19 protein-coding genes and 1 pseudogene are annotated in these 18,184 nt (G+C 73.3%); 12 read left to right on the top strand and 8 right to left on the bottom strand.

Going from position 1 to position 18,184, the window contains the following annotated elements; translation table 11 throughout:
• Positions 1–134 precede the first annotated feature (134 nt).
• The gene (gene argG, locus ACIP67_RS36290) at positions 135–1,589 is read right to left on the bottom strand and encodes an argininosuccinate synthase (protein WP_401697627.1); all 1,455 of its coding nucleotides are present in this window, start codon (positions 1,587–1,589) and stop codon (positions 135–137) included.
• Between the two features lie 242 nt (positions 1,590–1,831).
• On the opposite strand from argG, the gene ACIP67_RS36285 reads away from it, so the two are divergent.
• The 3 genes and pseudogenes from ACIP67_RS36285 to ACIP67_RS36275 all read left to right on the top strand — a co-directional run bounded on the left by ACIP67_RS36285 (position 1,832) and on the right by ACIP67_RS36275 (position 4,723).
• Positions 1,832–2,488 carry a PadR family transcriptional regulator gene (locus ACIP67_RS36285; RefSeq protein ID WP_401697625.1) on the top strand — a complete coding sequence of 219 codons (657 nt, stop codon included), beginning with the start codon at positions 1,832–1,834 and terminating at the stop codon, positions 2,486–2,488.
• Between the two features lie 287 nt (positions 2,489–2,775).
• Positions 2,776–3,105, top strand: a pseudogene (locus ACIP67_RS36280) (peptidase); the annotation flags it as partial.
• A gap of 595 nt (positions 3,106–3,700) precedes the next feature.
• Positions 3,701–4,723, top strand: coding sequence for an EamA family transporter (locus ACIP67_RS36275; protein WP_401697623.1), 1,023 nt, complete (start codon positions 3,701–3,703; stop codon positions 4,721–4,723).
• A gap of 347 nt (positions 4,724–5,070) precedes the next feature.
• On the opposite strand, the gene ACIP67_RS36270 is transcribed toward ACIP67_RS36275, so the two are convergent.
• Positions 5,071–5,766, bottom strand: a complete 696-nt coding sequence (locus ACIP67_RS36270; protein WP_401697621.1) for a pyridoxamine 5'-phosphate oxidase family protein — start codon at positions 5,764–5,766, stop codon at positions 5,071–5,073.
• A 35-nt stretch (positions 5,767–5,801) separates the two neighbouring features.
• Between ACIP67_RS36270 and ACIP67_RS36265 the strand changes: the two genes are divergently transcribed.
• Positions 5,802–7,133 (top strand): aminotransferase class I/II-fold pyridoxal phosphate-dependent enzyme, encoded by a 1,332-nt coding sequence (locus ACIP67_RS36265; RefSeq protein ID WP_401697620.1) that lies wholly within the window; start codon positions 5,802–5,804, stop codon positions 7,131–7,133.
• A gap of 170 nt (positions 7,134–7,303) precedes the next feature.
• Here ACIP67_RS36265 and ACIP67_RS36260 read toward each other — a convergent pair whose 3' ends face one another.
• Positions 7,304–8,239 (bottom strand): DMT family transporter, encoded by a 936-nt coding sequence (locus ACIP67_RS36260; protein ID WP_401697618.1) that lies wholly within the window; start codon positions 8,237–8,239, stop codon positions 7,304–7,306.
• Positions 8,240–8,313: 74 nt separating this feature from the next.
• Between ACIP67_RS36260 and ACIP67_RS36255 the strand changes: the two genes are divergently transcribed.
• On the top strand, positions 8,314–9,216 hold the full coding sequence (locus ACIP67_RS36255; RefSeq protein ID WP_401697616.1) for a LysR family transcriptional regulator: 903 nt from the start codon (positions 8,314–8,316) through the stop codon (positions 9,214–9,216).
• Positions 9,217–9,355: 139 nt separating this feature from the next.
• Here ACIP67_RS36255 and ACIP67_RS36250 read toward each other — a convergent pair whose 3' ends face one another.
• The 3 genes from ACIP67_RS36250 to ACIP67_RS36240 form a co-directional block, all read right to left on the bottom strand.
• Entirely contained in the window at positions 9,356–9,823 is a 468-nt protein-coding gene (locus tag ACIP67_RS36250; protein ID WP_401697614.1) for a pyridoxamine 5'-phosphate oxidase family protein, read from the bottom strand.
• A 282-nt stretch (positions 9,824–10,105) separates the two neighbouring features.
• Complete coding sequence (locus ACIP67_RS36245) at positions 10,106–10,600, bottom strand: Rieske (2Fe-2S) protein (protein ID WP_401697612.1); 495 nt, start codon at positions 10,598–10,600, stop codon at positions 10,106–10,108.
• A gap of 430 nt (positions 10,601–11,030) precedes the next feature.
• Positions 11,031–11,186, bottom strand: a complete 156-nt coding sequence (locus ACIP67_RS36240) for a hypothetical protein (protein WP_401697611.1) — start codon at positions 11,184–11,186, stop codon at positions 11,031–11,033.
• Between the two features lie 303 nt (positions 11,187–11,489).
• On the opposite strand from ACIP67_RS36240, the gene ACIP67_RS36235 reads away from it, so the two are divergent.
• The 7 genes from ACIP67_RS36235 (at position 11,490) to ACIP67_RS36205 (ending at position 16,992) form a co-directional block, all read left to right on the top strand.
• Positions 11,490–11,645 (top strand): hypothetical protein, encoded by a 156-nt coding sequence (locus ACIP67_RS36235; RefSeq protein ID WP_401697609.1) that lies wholly within the window; start codon positions 11,490–11,492, stop codon positions 11,643–11,645.
• A gap of 782 nt (positions 11,646–12,427) precedes the next feature.
• The gene (locus tag ACIP67_RS36230; protein ID WP_401697608.1) at positions 12,428–13,183 is read left to right on the top strand and encodes a HipA family kinase; all 756 of its coding nucleotides are present in this window, start codon (positions 12,428–12,430) and stop codon (positions 13,181–13,183) included.
• A complete protein-coding gene (locus tag ACIP67_RS36225; RefSeq protein ID WP_385076455.1) occupies positions 13,180–13,596 on the top strand; it encodes a DUF3037 domain-containing protein in 417 nt (138 codons plus the stop codon). Before ACIP67_RS36230 ends, ACIP67_RS36225 begins: the two co-directional genes overlap by 4 nt.
• Positions 13,597–13,734: 138 nt before the next feature.
• Positions 13,735–14,496: a 3-oxoacyl-ACP reductase FabG gene (fabG, locus tag ACIP67_RS36220; RefSeq protein ID WP_401697606.1), complete on the top strand. Its 762-nt coding sequence runs from the start codon at positions 13,735–13,737 to the stop codon at positions 14,494–14,496.
• Between the two features lie 19 nt (positions 14,497–14,515).
• Positions 14,516–15,277 carry an SDR family oxidoreductase gene (locus tag ACIP67_RS36215; protein WP_401697605.1) on the top strand — a complete coding sequence of 254 codons (762 nt, stop codon included), beginning with the start codon at positions 14,516–14,518 and terminating at the stop codon, positions 15,275–15,277.
• Between the two features lie 310 nt (positions 15,278–15,587).
• On the top strand, positions 15,588–16,271 hold the full coding sequence (ung, locus tag ACIP67_RS36210; RefSeq protein WP_401697604.1) for a uracil-DNA glycosylase: 684 nt from the start codon (positions 15,588–15,590) through the stop codon (positions 16,269–16,271).
• Positions 16,272–16,515: 244 nt separating this feature from the next.
• Positions 16,516–16,992, top strand: a complete 477-nt coding sequence (locus ACIP67_RS36205) for a hypothetical protein (protein WP_401697602.1) — start codon at positions 16,516–16,518, stop codon at positions 16,990–16,992.
• A 10-nt stretch (positions 16,993–17,002) separates the two neighbouring features.
• Here the strand turns inward: ACIP67_RS36205 and ACIP67_RS36200 are convergent, their stop codons facing one another.
• Both ACIP67_RS36200 and ACIP67_RS36195 read right to left on the bottom strand, forming a co-directional pair.
• Positions 17,003–17,548, bottom strand: coding sequence for a hypothetical protein (locus ACIP67_RS36200; protein WP_401697600.1), 546 nt, complete (start codon positions 17,546–17,548; stop codon positions 17,003–17,005).
• Positions 17,549–17,665: 117 nt separating this feature from the next.
• Positions 17,666–18,178, bottom strand: coding sequence for a DinB family protein (locus ACIP67_RS36195; protein WP_401697598.1), 513 nt, complete (start codon positions 18,176–18,178; stop codon positions 17,666–17,668).
• Between the last annotated feature and the right edge of the window lie 6 nt (positions 18,179–18,184).

The raw sequence follows: 18,184 nt of genomic DNA, 5'->3' as shown, positions 1-18,184 counted from the left end.
TCGTTTGGGGGGTGTGTTCTTTTTTCAGTTTGTTTGGGGTGTTGTGGTGGTTGTCCCTGTTTTTCGGGTAACGGTCGGGGGGGGTGGGGGGGGGGGGGCCCCCCACCCGGCCCTGTCGCTGCCGCTTCTCGCTGTCAGTCCGTGCCGAACTCCATCGCGGCGCGGTCCAGCAGTTCGTCGTCGACGGAGACCTCGCCGCGCGAGGCGATGGCCTCGGCGCCGCCCTCCGGCATCTCCGGCATGGTGCCGATCAGCCCGGTCGCGGCCGCCTGGGCGGCGCCGATGGCGGGGCTGCCGGTGCCGATCAGGCCGAGGCCGGCGTACTGCTCCAGCTTGGCGCGCGAGTCGGCGATGTCGAGGTTGCGCATGGTGAGCTGGCCGATCCGGTCCACCGGGCCGAACGCCGAGTCCTCGGTACGCTCCATGGACAGCTTGTCCGGGTGGTAGCTGAACGCCGGGCCCGTGGTGTCGAGGATCGAGTAGTCCTCACCGCGCCGCAGCCGCAGCGTCACCTCGCCGGTGACGGCCGCGCCGACCCAGCGCTGCAGCGACTCGCGCACCATCAGCGCCTGCGGGTCCAGCCAGCGGCCCTCGTACATCAGCCGGCCGAGCCGCCGTCCCTCGGTGTGGTACTGGGCGAGGGTGTCCTCGTTGTGGATGGCGTTGACCAGGCGCTCGTACGCCGCGTGCAGCAGGGCCATGCCGGGCGCCTCGTAGATGCCGCGGCTCTTGGCCTCGATGATCCGGTTCTCGATCTGGTCCGACATGCCCATGCCGTGACGGCCGCCGATGGCGTTGGCCTCCATCACCAGCTCGACGGCGGAGGCGAACTCCTTGCCGTTGACCGAGACGGGGCGGCCCTGGTCGAAGCCGATCGTCACGTCCTCGGTGGCGATCTCCACCGACGGGTCCCAGAACCGCACGCCCATGATCGGCTCCACGGTCTCCACGCTGGTGTCCAGGTGCTCGAGGGTCTTGGCCTCGTGCGTGGCACCCCAGATGTTGGCGTCGGTGGAGTACGCCTTCTCCGTGCTGTCGCGGTAGGGGAGGTCGTGGGCGACGAGCCACTCCGACATCTCCTTGCGGCCGCCGAGCTCGGTCACGAAGTCCGCGTCCAGCCAGGGCTTGTAGATCCGCAGGTGGGGGTTGGCGAGCAGGCCGTACCGGTAGAACCGCTCGATGTCGTTGCCCTTGAAGGTCGAGCCGTCGCCCCAGATCTGGACGTTGTCCTCGAGCATCGCCCGGACCAGGAGCGTGCCCGTGACGGCGCGGCCGAGCGGCGTGGTGTTGAAGTAGGCGCGCCCGCCCGAGCGGATGTGGAACGCCCCGCAGGCGAGTGCGGCCAGGCCCTCCTCGACCAGCGCCGCGCGGCAGTCGACCAGGCGCGCGATCTCGGCGCCGTAGGTCTTCGCGCGGCCGGGCACCGAGGCGATGTCGGGCTCGTCGTACTGGCCGATGTCGGCGGTGTAGGTGCACGGAACGGCGCCCTTGTCGCGCATCCACGCGACCGCCACCGAGGTGTCGAGCCCGCCCGAGAAGGCGATGCCGACGCGCTCGCCGGCGGGAAGGGAGGTGAGGACCTTGGACATAGGAAGAGTATGCAGTGTCGCGCATCATCATGCAAAGGCGGTGCTGGGCGGAATTCCGGGCGGGGTGCCGGGCGGGACGTCGGGCGGATGTCGGGCGAACGTCGGGCGGGTGGGCGTCGGGACGTTTCGGTGGTGTGAGGGGCTTTGTGTCGGGGAGGGGCGGGGACTTGTCATCCCCACCTTTCCGATATATCGTTGAAGCATCGCGACAGATCAACGATGGAATGAATGGAGTGATGGCGATGCGTAGCCACGGATTCGAGCGTGGACATCGGCAGGGCGGCCCCTCTCGGCGTGGCCGGGGCGATTTCGGGCCGGACTTCGAAGGGCGACGGGCGGCCTTCGGCCCGTTCGGGCCGGGTGGCCCGGGGTTCGGCCCCGGTGGTCCCGGCGGCGGCTTCGGGCCGGGCTTCGGCCCCGGGCCCTGGGGCGGCCGAGGGCGCGGCGGGCCCAGGGGAAGGGCGCGGCGCGGTGACGTGCGGGCCTCGATCCTGGCCCTGCTCAAGGACCGGCCCATGCACGGTTACGAGATGATCCAGGAGATCGCCGAGCGCAGCGGCGGCGCGTGGAAGCCGAGCCCCGGCTCGGTGTACCCCACGCTCCAGCTGTTGGAGGACGAGGGCCTGATCAGCAGCGAGTCGGAGGGCGGCAAGAAGCTGTTCTCGCTCACCGACGCGGGCCGTACGGCGGCCGAGGGCGGCCCGGACGCCCCCTGGGAGGAAGCCTCCCGCGGGGTCGACTGGGAGGCCCTCAGCGAGATCCGCCAGGCCGGCTTCGGTCTGATGGAGGCCTTCGGCCAGGTCTGGAAGACCGGCAGCAAGGAGCAGCGCGAGAAGGCGCTGGCCGTCATCAACGAAGCGCGCAAGAAGCTGTACCTGATCCTCGCCGACGAGGACTGACGGCCTCCCCGCCGTGAGACGGGCGCCCCGCGGGACAGTCCCGCGGGGCGCCCCTTGTGCGTACGGTGGCGCCCTGGCCGCGGGGCGGGGGTGCGCGGCCGGTCGATGAGCGCCCTGCACGGGCATCCGTGCACAGCAGGAAACGTGCCCCGCTGAGCGGACAATGGCCAGATATCCTCCCTGCGGAGGAGATTCCGTGCGCCGGGGTCCGCTCCGCGTGGGATGCGCAGATGCTCCCCTCCGTCGATGACGTGCCGGGTCGGGGCTGATGGGGTGGGGATGTGCACATGCGTACCTCCGGGCCCTCGTCCGGCGAGATCCCCCGGCAGTCGGGCGGCGACGGGGCGGCCCGAGCCGTGGACGGCGACGCCGGGCTCAGTGCGGAACTGACGGCGGCGCTCGCCGGCGCGCGACGCCGCGCCGCCCGGGACGGGGACCGGCAGATCGACACGGCCCACCTCCTGCACTCCCTCCTGGAGCACGACCCCGAGGTGCGCGCCGTGTTCGACGGCAGCCCACGGCTCGCCCGGCTCCTCGGCTACCTCGCCCAGCGCAGCATCGGCTACGGCCTGCGCTGGCAGGGCGGGGTCGAGGACTCCGGAGCCCTGCCGGCCGTGCCCGCCGTCGACGACGCCCTCTCCCCTGCGGAGGGGCCGACGGCGGGGCCGGCGGCGGGGCCGGCGGCTGGGGTGACGGCTGGGGTGACGGCGGGGCTGGTGGCCGGGCCGGCAGCCGGGCCGACGGCGGGGGCGATGGCGGGGCCGGCGGCGGGGGAGACGGCAGGGCTGGTGGCGGGGCCGGCGGCGGGGGAGACGGCAGGGCTGGTGGCGGGGCCGGCGGCGGGGGAGACGGCAGGGCTGGTGGCCGGGCCGGCAGCGGGGGCGGCGGCTGGGCCGGCAGGTGAGCCGCTGGCTGCGGATTCCGACGCTCCGCGGGGCCGCCCCGCGGCCGAGGGCTTCTCGCCCGTCGCCGCCGCCGCGCTGCGGCACGCGTGCGTGCGGGCCGCCGGCCGTGCCGACGGCGCGGCGGCCCGTGGCGTCGACCTGCTGCCGGCGCTCGTCGCCGATCCCGGGGCCCGGGCGGTCGAGGTCCTCGGCCGCGCCGGCGTCGACGTCCGCGCGGTGCGGGCGGGACTCCCGGCCGCCGGTTCCCCGTCCAGCCGCTGAGACAGGTGTCAACAGGGATGACGCTCATGTCGTCGCCTGTCATCATGTGCCGGTGCATACGTCTGTGAGCAGTCAGGGCAACCGTGGAAGGGCCGTGGGGCTCTCGCTGGCGGTCGGGTCGGCCATCGCCTTCGGCGGATCCGGGGTCGCGGCGAAACCGCTGATCGAGGCGGGCCTCGATCCGCTGCACGTGGTGTGGCTCCGGGTGACCGGTGCGGCCCTGGTGATGCTCCCGCTCGCCGTGCGCCACCGTGCGCTGCTGCGCCGCCGGCCCGCACTCCTGGCCGGGTTCGGGCTGCTCGGCGTGGCCGGTGTCCAGGCCTTCTACTTCGCGGCCATCTCCCGTATCCCCGTCGGCGTCGCGCTGCTCGTCGAGTACCTCGCGCCCGCCCTGGTGCTGGGCTGGGTGCGGTTCGTGCAGCGGCGGCCCGTGACGCGTGCCGCCGCGCTCGGTGTGGTCCTCGCGGCCGGCGGGCTCGCCTGTGTCGTCGAGATCTGGTCGGGGCTCGGCTTCGACGCCCTCGGACTGCTCCTCGCGCTGGCCGCCGCCTGCTGCCAGGTCGGCTACTTCGTCCTGTCCGACCAGGGCAGCGACTCCGGCGACGGCGCCCCGGACCCGCTCGGCGTCATCGCCTACGGCCTCCTCACCGGAGCCGCCGTCCTCACGGTCGTCGCCCGCCCCTGGGGCATGGACTGGTCCGTCCTTGCGCACTCCGCCCGGATGGACGACGCCGAGGTTCCGGCCTGGCTGCTGCTCGCCTGGATCGTGCTGATCGCCACGGTCGTCGCGTACGTCACCGGCGTGGTCTCCGTTCGCCGGCTCTCTCCGCAGGTCGCCGGGGTGGTGGCCTGCCTGGAGGCGGTGATCGCCACCGTCCTGGCCTGGTTCCTGCTCGGTGAGCGCCTCTCGGCCCCGCAGATCGCGGGCGGTGCGGTGGTCCTGCTGGGCGCGTTCATCGCCCAGTCGTCCACGCCGTCCACGCCGTCCACGCCGTCCGAGGGAACCGCCCAGCCGGTGGCGGGCGGCAGCCCCGAGCGGGAGCTGTCCGCGCGGGGGACGGCCGCCTGACGGGGCGATCCATGCCTCCGGACGCGCGCGTCCTGCCGCCTCCGGGCGCGCGCGTCCCACCGTCTTCGGGCGCCTTCGCCCTACGGTCCCCGGCCGCCCTCGTCCCGCCGCCTCCGGCCGCCTGAGCCGGGCCTTCCCGTGCGTCACGCCCAGGCACTCGGTTCCGGGCGCGACGGTTCCGCCGACGGAGGACGTCCGCGGCCCGCCGCTCACCGGCGCCGGGTCGGCGACCCGGGGCCCGTCGCCTCGCCCAGCGCTTCCGGCACGGCCCGGCCGGACTCGTCCCGCTCACGCCGGCGGGAAGTGGCGCGGCAGCGTTCTGTCGACCGGACACCGGCGGACCGTGGTCACAGCGCGGCGAGGTAGTCCGGGACGGCGGTGCCGGGCGCCAGGCCGGCGTCCGGGAGCGGAGTGCCGTAGCCCTTGCGCAGGGGGACCACGCCCGCCCAGTGAGGGAGCGCGAGATCCTCGGGCTCCTCGTTCACCCCGCCGGTGCGGGTCTTGGCCGAGACCTCGTTCAGGTCGAGGCGGATCACCGCGGTGGCCGCCAGTTCCTTCTTGTCCGCGGGCCGGGAGTCGGCGGCCCGGCCGGGGACGACCTGGTCGACCAGGGCGTCGAGCGCCGCCCGCTTCTCCTCCGGGTCGGTCACGTCGTACGCGAGGCCGTGCACCACCACGGAGCGGTAGTTGATCGAGTGGTGGAAGGCCGAGCGGGCCAGGACCAGACCGTCGACGTGGGTCACGGTCAGGCACACCGCAAGCCCCGGGTCGGCCTGCCCCGCCATCCGCAGCGGGCGGGACCCCGTCGAGCCGTGGACGTACAGCGTCTCGCCGACCCGGCCGTAGAGCGTCGGCAGTACGACCGGCGCGCCGTCGCGGACGAACCCCAGGTGGCAGACGTAGCCCTCGTCGAGTATCGCGTGCACGAGGGCCTTGTCGTACGACGCCTTCTGCGCGGACCGGGTGGGGACCGTGCGGTCGGTCGGGGTGTAGGCGCCGGGCGGTGTCGGCTGCGCGGTCCCCCGTACGACCCTCTCCTGCATGGCGGCCTCCATTGCACTAGTGCATAATCTGGTTTGTGCTAGGAGAGTATCCGATCAGGGGTCGGCGCGCAGCCGACATTTCCGCGAGCGTCGAGCGTGCGGTGGCGGCCGGCGCGCTGAACCCCGGGCAGCCGCTGCCGCCCCTGCGCGAGCTCGCGGAACTCCTCGGGGTGAACCCCAACACCGTCGCGGCCGCGTACCGCACCCTGCGCGAGCGCGGGGTGATCGAGACCGACGGACGCCGCGGCAGCCGGGTGCGGTCGAAACCGGCCACCACCGCGCGCGAGTTCATCCGGGTGGAGGTCCCGGAGGGGGTGCGGGACGTGGCCGCCGGCAATCCCGATCCCGCCCTCCTGCCGGCCCTGGCTCCGGCCTTCGCGTGGGCCGCCGCACAGGGCGACCGCGAGCCGGTCCTGTACGGACACGAGCCCGTGGAGCCCGAACTCGCGCGCCTGGCCCGGGCGGAACTCGACGCGGACGGCGTCCCGGCCGGACCCGTGGCCGTCACCACCGGCTGCCTGGACGCCGTCGAGCGCGTCCTCGCCGCGCACCTCAGACCCGGTGACACCGTGGCCGTCGAGGACCCCGGCTGGGGGTCGCTGCTCGACCTCGTACCGGCGCTCGGACTGCGCACGGTCCCGGTCGGCCTGGACGACGACGGGCCGCTGCCCGAGGACGTGGAGAGCGCCCTGCGGGCCGGCGCGCGCGCCCTGATCGTCACCGACCGGGCGCAGAACCCGACCGGCGCCGCCGTCAGCGCGCCCCGCGCGCGTGCCCTGCGCGGCGTACTGCGCGAGCACCCGCACACCCTGCTCGTCGAGGACGACCACGGCCACCGGATCGTCGACCTGCCCCTGCACGCCCTCGCCGGGGCCACCCGGCACTGGGCGTTCGTGCGCTCGGCCGACAAGGCGTACGGCCCCGACCTGCGGCTCGCCGTCCTCACCGGGGACGACCTCACCCTGGACCGGGTCCGGGGGCGGCAGCGGCTCGGCCCCGGCTGGGTCAGCCGGATCACCCAGCGGGCCGTCGCGCGCCTGTGGGCCGACGGCGCGGTCGACGGGCGGGCGGTCGCGGCGTCGTACGGCGGCCGCCGCGACGCGTTGCTCGCCGCGCTGGCGGAGCGGGGCGTCGCGGCGCGCGGGCGCAGCGGGATGAACGTGTGGGTGCCCGTGCCGGACGAGACGGGAGCGGTCGCGCGGCTGCTGAACGCCGGGTGGGCGGTCGCGCCGGGGGCGCGGTTCCGGCTCGGCTCGCCGCCCGGGATCCGGATCACCGTCTCGGCGCTGCGTGAGGGGGAGACCGCAGCCCTGGCGGACGCGGTCGCGTCGTCCGTGCGGTCCGCGCCGGGGCACGGCCCCGTCTGAGCCGTGGTGGCTGCCGGCACCGGTCGCACACACCGCCGCAAGGGGTCGCACACACACCGCCGCAAGGGGTCGTACACCGCCGTGCCGGTCGTACTCCGGCGCACCAGCCGCACACCGCCGCGCCGACCGCCGGTGTCGGTCGCCGTCCTCCGGACCAGCCCGACTCGGGACTACGACGTCCTCCTCGCCTGCGTCAGTGCCGCCCCGGCCAGTACGATCACCGCCCCCACCGGTGTCGACCAGCTCAGCGACTCGCCGAGGAGGGCGACGCCCGCGGCCGTGGCGATGACCGGGATGAAGTACGTGACCATCTGGGCGGTCGTCGGGCCGACCTCGGTGACCAGGCCGTACTGGAGCAGGACCGCCAGGCCCGTGCCGAGGGCGCCCAGCGCTGCGACGGCGAGCAGCGGGAGCAGCGGGAGGCGGGTCGGGAAGCTGGTGAACAGGGGGGTCACGACGGCGAGCTGGACGGTCGCCAGGAGCAGCTGCGCCCCCGTCATCGACAGCGCCGAGGAGCCGGTGCCGGCGAGGGTGCGACGGACGTAGATCCAGCCGATGGGGTAGCTGAGGGAGGCCAGCAGGGCGAGGGCCGTGCCCCGGGCGTCGAGCCCCTCGAAGCCGTGCCAGGCGCCGAGGACGGTGAGGACGCCGAGGAAGCCCAGGCCCAGACCCGCGACCCTGACCCGGGTCGGCCGGTCCTCGGAGAGGGCGACCAGGGACAGGGCCATGCCCCACAGCGGCGAGGTCGCGTTGCAGATGCCGGCGAGCGTGGACGGGATCGTCAGCTCCGCGTAGGCGAAGAGGGAGAACGGCAGCGCGTTCAGCAGGAGGGCGGCGACGGTCAGATGTCCCCAGGTGCGCGCCCCGCGCGGCAGCCGCTCCCGCTGCACCGCCATAGCGGCCGCCAGCACCGCCGTACCGAACACCAGCCTGCCGAGCGTCACCTGGAACGGCGCGTAGCCCTGCGTGCCCACCTTGATGAGCAGGAAGCTGAAACCCCAGATCAGCGACAGGGCGGCGAAACGCAGACGCCAGTCCAGGGTGCGACGGGTGCGGGCGGCGGAGGCCGGGGCGCGGGTACGGGCGGCGGAGGCGGTGGTGGTCATGGTGACCACCGTGCGGGACAGAACCTCGTAGCACAATCGAGAATCGGCGCGCGGTATTGCGTAGCATCGCTTACATGTTGAACCTGGAGCGCCTGCGCACCCTCGACGCCCTCGCCCGGCACGGCTCGGTCAGCGCCGCGGCCTCCGGGCTGCACATCACCACGTCGGCCGTCTCGCAGCAGCTGGCCAAACTGGAACGGGAGGTCGGGCAGCAGCTCCTGGCCCGGCACGGGCGGGGCGTGCGTCTGACCGACGCGGGGCGGCTGCTCGCCCAGCACGCGGCCCGCATCCTGTCGCACGTCGAACTCGCGCAGTCCGACCTGGAGGCGCACCGCGGGCAGGTGGTGGGCGAGCTGCGGCTGTCGGCCTTCCCGACCGCCGCGCGCGGCCTCTTCCCCACCGCGCTGGCCGGCCTGCGCGCCGAGCACCCCGGACTGCGGGTGCGCTCGTGCGAGCTGGAGCCGGAGAACGGCGTCGCCGGGGTGGTGCGCGGCGACCTCGACCTCGCGGTCGTCCTCGACTGGTACAACAAGCCGATGCCGGTCCCGGACGGCCTGGTCAAGGCACCCCTCCTCGACGACCCGGCCGAGGTGGCGATGCCCGCCGGGCACCCCCTCGCCGGACGGGAGGAGGTGGATCTCGGGGAGTTCGCCGAGGACGAGTGGATCACCTGGGCCGAGGGCGAGTTCTGCCACGAGTGGCTGATGTTCACGCTCCGCTCCCGCGGCATCGAGCCCATCGTCGGCCACCGGGCGGCCGAGACCCACACCCAGATGGCCCTGGTCGCCGCCGGTCTGGGGGTGTGCATCGCGCCCCTGCTCGGCCGCCGGCCGGTGCCGGAGGGAGTCGTCACCGTCCCGCTCCGGCAGCGGGTGCGCCGGCACGTCTACGCCGTGTGGCGGGCCGACGCCGACCGCCGTCCGTCGATCCGGGCCGCGGTCGGTGCGCTGAAGTCGGCGGCGAAGAACCTGGACTGACGGGTCCGGACCGATGGGTCCGCGGCGAAGAGCCTGGACTGACGGTTCCGGGCCGACGGGTGCCGTCCGCTCCGTCCGCCGGCCTGTCCGCCCATCTGTCCATCGGCCTGCCCGCCTATCCGCCTGTCTGTCTGTCCGGCTATCCGCCGGCGAGCTTGCGGAAGTCCCAGGACACGGTCTTCTCCGGTCGCAGCCGCAGCCACGCGTGCCGCCCGTCGTGCGGAATCGAGTCCAGCCCGAAGTTCTTGCGGGCGAACAGCGTCTCCACCACGTCGAGTTCGGCGCACAGCTCCCCGGTGCGCGGGATCTCGCCCACGAACTCCACGGTGCCGGACAGCTCGACGCCGCGCAGCGACTCGTACTCCTCGCCCGTGTCGACCACGACCGCGACCCGCGGATCGCGCCGCAGGTCCGCCCACCGCTTGCTGCGCACCACCGAGTACAGCCACAGCGCGGAGCCGTCCCACAGGAACCACAGGGCGCTGACGTGCGGGGCGCCGTCGGCGGAGACGGTGGCGACCCGGCAGGTGCGCTGGGCGGTCAGGAACGAGTCCAGCTCGCCCGGCGTCATCATGATCTTCCGGCCCCGGCGCTGAGTGACGGTCATCCGGCCCTCTCCTCTTCCCTGTTCGCTTCGCTTCTCCCACGTCGTGCCCCGGGCGATTCTCCGACGCCATGCCGACAAACGGTACGGGGGTGCCACCGGAGCGCACCCCCGCCATGATCCGCCGCACCCTCGTACAGGTCGCCACCCCGTACAGGTCGTCACTCCGTACAGGTCGTCACTCCGTACAGGTCGCCACCCCGTACCGGTAGCCACTCCCGTACCGGTCGCCACGGTCGCGACCGGGGACGAGGTGCCTGCCCGCCCGGAGGGGACCGGGCCCGCTCAGGCGAGGGTGATCGCGTCCCCGCTGACCGTGATCTGCACCTCGGGCAGCGGCTTGGTCGCCGGGCCGCTCTGCACGCTGCCGTCCGTGATCGAGAAGTTGCTGTTGTGGCACGGGCAGTTGATGACGCCGTCCGCGATGCTCTTCACCGCGCACCCCTGGTGGGTGCAGACCGCCGAGAAGGCCTTGAACTCGCCCGCCGCCGGCTGGGTGACGACCACCTTCTGGGCCTCGAAGACCTTGCCGCCGCCCTCGGGGATCTCGGCGGTGGTCGTGAGCGCGCCGTCGGCCGCCGCGCCGCCGGTGTCCGCCGACCCGGAGCCGCCGGTCGATCCGGAAGAGCCCGAGGTGCCGGCCGAGGCCGAGGAGCCCGACGTGTCGTCGTCGGAGCCTCCGCACGCGGTCAGCGCGACGGCGAGTCCCGCGGCTCCGGCGGCCGCCACGACGGTACGGCGGGCGGGGGTCGGCACGGGTTTGATCGATGCGCTGGTCATGCGGGGAATCCCTTCCGGGGAGGTTCGGTGATCTGCGGGAAGGTACGGGCCGAGGGCGCGCGGTGTTCAAGCCGTGCGTCGGCCGTCCGTCGGCCGTCCGTCGGTCGTTCTGCCCGGACAATGTTCGAGATGGTGGCCCCTCCGGGGTGAGGGCGGCGTAAGCCACGGCTGTCGCGGAGCTGTCGGCCGGGCGGGGCCGGGCCCCGCACCCCAGTGGCCTGGGACGATACTCAAGGCAGTCGCCGCAACCCGTTACATCACACCCCTGTCTGTGTCCTGTGGCCTGTTCACGTACGCGGGCATGCCGATTCCGGGGAGGGCCAGGTGGCGCTCCCCGGAATCGGCTGTGGCCCCGACGGCGCGGATCCGCTAGGGGCCTGCTCCCCACCGGCGCAGCGGCCGACGGGAAGCTGTACTTCGCAGGCGTTGGTCAGCTTTCGGCCAGGAGGGCACGGACGAGGGTGACGTAGTACTGGACGCCGAGTTCCAGGACGTCATCGTTGAAGTCGTAGTCCACGCTGTGCAGAGGGGCACCACCCCGTCCGGGCTCGGTGCCGTTGCCGATGAAGGCGAAACAGCCCGGCACCCGACGTGCGAAGACTCCGAAGTCCTCGCTGCTGAGGTTGACCGGGCCTGACGACCCTGGACACCCAGCACCCCGGCATCCGGGTCGAGGTCTTTCAGGTCGAACCGCAGGTCGCCCTGTCCCGCATGCTGGCTCACGAGTACGACCTCGTCATCGCCGAGGAATTCCCGCATCAGCCACTTCCACGACAAAGCGATATCGACTACCAGGAGTTGTTCCAGGACCCCATGCGCATCGCGCTGCCGATCGCCGATCGCCGATGCCGATGCCGATGCCATGGCGGCGGACCGCGTCTGGGAGGCCGTGGCTCAGCGTGCCTGGGTAGCCGAGCCGTCGGGCAGTGCGTCGCGGAACTGGATGCGCATGCTGTGCCGGGAGGCCGGGTTCGAACCGGACATCCGCTTCACCACCGACGATCTGCTCGTACAGCAACAGCTGGTCGCCGACGCCACGCCGTAGCCATCCTGCCCGACCTCCTCGGCGCCTCCAAGGACCCGAACGTGGCGTTGGTGGCCATCCCGAACGGTCCGTACACGCGGCGCATCCTCACGGCGAGCAGGCGCGACGCTGCCGCTCACCCCGCGATCGACGCCTGCCGCAGGGCATTTGCGGCGCCCTCGCCACCATGACCACGAACGCCCTCGGAGCGCCTGCGCGCGAAGGCGCATAAGCCATGCCCCGTCTCGCACCCTTCGGCCCATGCGTCCCCCTCCGGGGGCGAGACGGCCGTGAAAGCTCACCTGCTCACCTGACTCTCGATGATGAGCGCCCTCTCGGCGAACGCCCCGGAGACGGTTCTGACCTGAGGCCGAAGCCTGGCCGGACATCACGGACGTTGCCCCGGGGCACTCGGACGCCTTCCAGCGCTCCCGGGCCACCTCCCCAACGAAGCTCGCTTCGCATCCGCGACTGCCCGACGGAGCCCGACGTGACGCGATCCTCGCGGTGCCGTCGACGACAAGCGTCTCGCCGGGAACCCGATGCGCGCGAAGTCCGTGCGCCGGCCCAAGGCGCCGCGGGAACGTCGAGAGGCGTGGTCGCCGGAGACGGCGCTGCGGGTCCGCGACGCGATCAGCCCAGGGAACCGCATGGCTGTCGTGCCCGCTCCGGGGTGCGGGCTTCGACAGGGCGAAGCGTTCGGGCCCGGATTCTCCCAGGCCGGTCGTGGCTGACTCCCCGGAACTCGGGGATCTCGGGGAGGTCACGGATTGCAAGGTCAACGCATCGCGTAGCCTGGCGAAATGCTGACCGAGGTCACCGCCACCCGCTACATCACGCCCCTGCGCGAGGGCGGCTCGCTGCCGGGACTGATCGAGGCCGACGACCTCGCCACCTACGTCCTGAAGTTCACCGGCGCCGGACAGGGCCGTAAGACGCTCGTCGCGGAAGTGGTCTGCGGCGAACTCGCCCGCCGGCTGGGTCTGCGGATGCCCCGCCTGGTGACCGTGGAGGTCGACCCGGTGCTGGGGCTCGGCGAACCCGACCAGCAGGTACAGGACCTGCTGCGCTCCAGCCGCGGCACCAACCTCGGCATGGACTTCCTCTTCGGCGCCCTCGGCTTCGATCCGCTCGCCTTCCCGGTGAGCCCCGAGGAGGCCGGCCGGATCGTCTGGTTCGACGCGCTGGTGAACAACGTCGACCGCTCCTGGCGCAACCCCAACCTGCTCGTCCACCGCGGCGACCTGTGGCTCATCGACCACGGCGCCACCCTCATCTGGCACCACAACTGGCCCTCCGCCGAGACCTCCGCCGCCCGCCCCTACGACGCCGGCGACCACGCTCTCGCCCGCTTCCGGCCGGACACCGCCGCCGCGGCCGCCGAACTGGCCCCCCTGGTCACCGAGGACCTCCTCGCCGAGGTCACCGCCGAGATCCCGGACGTCTGGCTCGCCGACGAGCCCGGCTTCGACACCCCGGACGCGCTGCGCCGCGCCTACGCGGCGCCCCTCCTGGCGCGCGCCGCCGTCATCCACGAACGCATCAAGGGGGCCGAGTGAACGACCGCCACATCATCAGGGCCAGCGAGGCGAACGAACGGGACGTCTACGAGTACGCCCTGCTGCGGGTCGTCCCCCGCGTCGAGCGCGGCGAGTGCATCAACGCCGGCGTGCTCGTCTACTGCCGGGCCCAGGCCTACGTGGGCGCCCGCACCCACCTCGACGAGGCCCGGCTGCTCGCCCTCGACCCGCACGCGGACGTGGCCGGCGTCCGCGCCGCCCTGCGGGCGGTGGAGACGGTGTGCGGCGGCGGCGACGCGGCCGGTCAGGCGGCCGGTGACGACGCCGGCCGGCGTTTCCGCTGGCTGATCGCGCCCCGCTCCGCCGTCGTCCAGCCCGGCCCCGTGCACACCGGGCTCACCACCGACGCGGCCGCCGAGACGGAGCGGCTCCTCACGCTGCTGGTGAGGTAATCGATCACACGCCCGCGCTGCGCCGTTGACACCGGGTGCCAGGGCTTCTAGCGTCACGTCTGCTGAAGGTACTAAGCGGTCGGTCACCGATGGAGCCGATCGTGCGGAGCCGCACCCCAAGGGCGAGGAGAAGCAGCAATGTCCACCACTGAGCAGCGGGTCGCAGTAGTCACGGGCGCGGCACGCGGCATCGGCGCCGCCACGGCCGTACGACTGGCCGCCGAGGGCCGCGCGGTCGCGGTCGTCGACCTCGACGAGGCCGCCTGCAAGGACACCGTCGAGAAGATCACCTCGGCGGGCGGCCGGGCGATCGCGGTCGGCGCCGACGTCTCCGACGAGGCCCAGGTCGAGGCGGCCGTCGCCCGTGTCGTCGAGGAGCTCGGCGCCCCGACGATCCTCGTCAACAACGCGGGCGTGCTCCGTGACAACCTGCTGTTCAAGATGAGCGCCTCCGACTGGGACACGGTCCTGAACGTGCACCTGCGCGGCTCGTTCCTGATGACCAAGGCCGTCCAGAAGCACATGGTCGACGCCGGCTTCGGCCGCGTCGTCAACCTCTCCTCGTCCTCCGCGCTCGGCAACCGGGGCCAGGCCAACTACTCCGCCGCCAAGGCCGGCCTGCAGGGCTTCACCAAGACCCTCGCCATCGAGCTCGGCAAGTTCGGCATCACCGCCAACGCCGTCGCCCCCGGCTTCATCGTCACCGACATGACGGCCGCGACCGCCGCCCGGGTCGGCATGGGCTTCGAGGACTTCCAGAAGGCGGCCGCCTCGCAGATCCCGGTGCAGCGCGTCGGCGAGCCCGACGACATCGCCAACGCGATCGCCTTCTTCACGGGCGAGGCCGCCGGATTCGTCTCCGGCCAGGTGCTGTACGTCGCCGGCGGACCGCTCAACTAGCTCACCAGGGGTCACCGACATGACTGAACTGCCCGCACTCTCCGGCAAGGTCGCCCTGATCACGGGCGCCAGCCGCGGCATCGGCCTCGGCGTCGCCGAGGCACTCCTCGCCCGCGGCGACCGGCTCTGCATCACCGGCCGCAACGAGGACGCCCTCAAGGAGACCGTCGAGAAGCTCGGGGCCGACCGCGTCATCGGCGTCGCCGGCCGGGCCCACGACCTGGACCACCAGGCGGCCGTCGTCGACCGCACGATGGAGGCCTTCGGCCGCATCGACTACCTGGTCAACAACGCCGGCACGAACCCGGTCTTCGGGCCGATCGCCGACCTCGACCTGGACGTGGCCCGCAAGGTCTTCGAGACCAACGTGGTCTCCGCCCTCGGCTTCGCCCAGAAGACCTGGCACGCCTGGCAGAAGGACAACGGCGGCGCCATCGTCAACATCGCCTCGGTCGCGGGCCTGTCGGCCTCGCCCTTCATCGGCGCGTACGGCGTCAGCAAGGCCGCGATGATCAACCTGACCCAGCAGCTGGCGCACGAGTTCGCGCCGGGGGTACGGGTGAACGCGATCGCCCCGGCCGTGGTGAAGACCAAGTTCGCACAGGCCCTGTACGAGGGCCGGGAGACCGAGGCGGCGGCCTCCTACCCGCTGGGCCGGCTCGGCGTGCCCTCCGACATCGGCGGCGCCGCCGCGTTCCTGACCTCCGAGCAGTCGGACTGGGTCACCGGCCAGACGCTCGTCGTCGACGGCGGCATCTTCCTCAACGCCGGCGTGGGCTGACCGCCCCGCCCCGCACGGCCCCAGGGCGCCGCCTCCCGGCCGGAGGCGGCGCCCTGCGCGTCCCGCAGGCCGCACACGGTGCCATGACGACGTCGTCACCTCCGACGGGACATCTCCGGCGGGGAGCGGGCGCCGGACCCGTCGACGATCATGATGGTGTGGGAGCTGTCCCGCGAGACCAGCTGGTAGAGCGGCCGGCGCGCCCGCCGGCGGGCCCGCGCCGGCCGGTGGGCGGACCGCGGTGCCCGTTGTCAGTGGTCGACTGTAGGTTCTGTGGTCTGGAAGTGACCGCACGACGAAGGACGTTGACGTGACCGACATCGCCATGCTGCCCGAGTCCTGGCGCGGGGTCCTGGGCGACGAGCTGCAGCAGCCCTACTTCAAGGAGCTGACCGAGTTCGTCGAGGAGGAGCGAGCGAAGGGTCCCGTCTACCCTCCGCGCGAGGAGGTCTTCGCCGCGCTCGACGCGACGCCGTACGAGCGGGTGAAGGTCCTGGTCCTCGGCCAGGACCCGTACCACGGCGAGGGCCAGGGGCACGGCCTGTGCTTCTCGGTGCGGCCCGGCGTGAAGATCCCGCCGTCGCTGCGCAACATCTACAAGGAGATGCACGAGGAGCTGGGCACGCCCGTCCCCGACAACGGCTACCTCATGCCGTGGGCCCAGCAGGGCGTGCTGCTGCTCAACGCCGTCCTCACCGTCCGCTCCGGCGAGGCGAACTCGCACAAGGGCAAGGGCTGGGAGAAGTTCACGGACGCGGTGATCCGGGCCGTGGCCGACCGGCCCGACCCGGCGGTCTTCGTCCTCTGGGGCAACTACGCGCAGAAGAAGCTGCCCCTGATCGACGAGACGCGGCACGTGGTGGTCAAGGGCGCGCACCCCTCCCCGCTGTCCGCGAAGAAGTTCTTCGGCTCCCGGCCGTTCACCCAGATCAACGAGGCGGTGTCCCGGCAGGGCCACGAGCCGATCGACTGGACGATCCCGAACCTGGCCTGACCCCTCCCGGGCCGGCCGTTCCGACTCCGGCCCGCCCGGTCCGACTCCGACCGGCCCGGTTCGCCCGGGTCCGGTCCGACTGCGACCGGCCCGCTTCGCCCCGGACCGGTCCGTTCCGACTCCGACCGGCCCGCTTCGCCCGGGACCGGTCCGGTCCGACTGTGACCGGTCCGGTGGAGCCTGACCGGGATCGTCACCGGCTGCGGTTAGCGTGCCCTCGTGGCAACGACGCAAGGAGGCCGCCGTGGTGGATCGACAGGGGCAGACGGCGCCGGACGCCGTGCTGACGCGCATCGGACAGGTCGTGATGCTGCACCACGGCGGTGACCGCGAGGAGGCCCGGCGCCGCCTGCTCGAGCTGTGGACGGAGATCGGCGAGGACGGTGACGCGCTGCACCGCTGCACACTGGCCCACTACCTCGCCGACACCCAGGACGACCCGTTCGACGAGCTGGCCTGGGACCTGCGGGCCCTGACGGCGGCGGAGGAGGACGGTGACTCGCCCGAGGTGCGGGCGCTGTACCCCTCGCTCCAGCTCAACCTGGCGGCGGACTACGTGAAGCTGGGCCGCTCCGAGGCCGCCCGTGCCCATGTGCGCAGGGCGCGGGGAGCGGCCGGCGCGCTCGGCGACGACAGCTACGCGGACGGGGTGCGGGCGGCCATCATCAGGATGGAGCTGCGGCTGGGGGAGCCCGGCTGCGGCCATCCCGGCGGTGCGTAGCGCCGTGCCGTCAGTACGCCTGCTCGCAGATCACCGCCTCCGGGCTGTCCGAACGCCAGCCTCCGTACCGTCTGCCGAGAGCGCACACGTCGGTGTTCCTCTCGACCTCCTCCCGTCCGTCGGAGACCTCTCCGCGCGGTGACGCCGGGCGCGCGGGTTCCGGCCGTTCGGGCCGTGCCGGCCGGGTGCGGGGATGCGGCGGAGGGACGGTGCGGGGAAGCGGCTGCGGGGCGGTGCGGGGCGCCGGCTGCGCGGCGGCCGGTGTCGACGCGGCCGGTGCCGGTGGGGTGGCCCGCCGCGCCCGTGGGGGCGCGGACGGCTCCGGCGCACGCCGCGTGCCCACCCGCTCCAGTGCCTCCAGGGCCGGTGCCTGGGCGACCCGGGTCCCGGCCCGGCCGTCCGGCCGGGGCAGCGGCACGGTCGCGGGCGCGGAGGGCGAGGCGGGGACCGCGGGCGGGCCCGGCGCCGGCGGGTGCTGGAGGGTCACGCATCCGGTCAGGGCCGAGACGGCCACGGTCACCAGGAGCGTCGCGGTGGTCGACGTCGTTCGATGCACCCGCGCCACTCTGCTGGGTCCGGCCCGTACAGGCACGGCGGTCGGGCGAGCAGTGGCCCACACGGGTGATCCACCACCCCCCGAGGGGGACGGCCGCCCTCTCGCGCTGACGCCGTGTCACTCCCCGGTGACGCCGTCGACGCGTTCACGGAGCAGGTCGGCGTGGCCGTTGTGCCGGGCGTACTCCTCGATCATGTGCGTGTAGATCCAGCGCAGGCTGTACGGCTTCCCCGTGGAGGCGCGGACGCCCCGGGACGGCTCGTCGAGCCCGTGTCCGGCCGCGTTGCGCCGGGCGACGCCGATCTCGTCCTGCCAGGTGGCGTGCGCCTCCCGCCAGGTGTCCTCCTCGGTGAGGTGGAACTCCCCGTCGGGGTCCTCCTCGCTGAAGTAGATCGGCCCCGCGTCCTCGCCCATGAGGACCGCACGGAACCAGCCGCGCTCCACCTCCGCCATGTGCCGCACCAGCCCCATCAGGGACAGCTCGGACGGCGGTGCCGAGGCGGTGCGGAGCTGGGCGTCGGTGAGGCCCTCGCACTTCCACGCCAGGGTCTGCCGGTGGTACTCCAGCCACCCCTCCAGCATGGTGCGCTCGTCGGCGTCGCCCGCCGGTTCGCTTCGCTGTGTCGTCATGCCCGC

Origin of the sequence: Streptomyces sp. NPDC088812 (genome assembly GCF_044750285.1) — a bacterium.
GTDB lineage: Bacteria > Actinomycetota > Actinomycetes > Streptomycetales > Streptomycetaceae > Streptomyces.
Note: the sequence above shows the minus strand (reverse complement) of the source record. Positions and strands in the feature narration are given on the sequence as shown.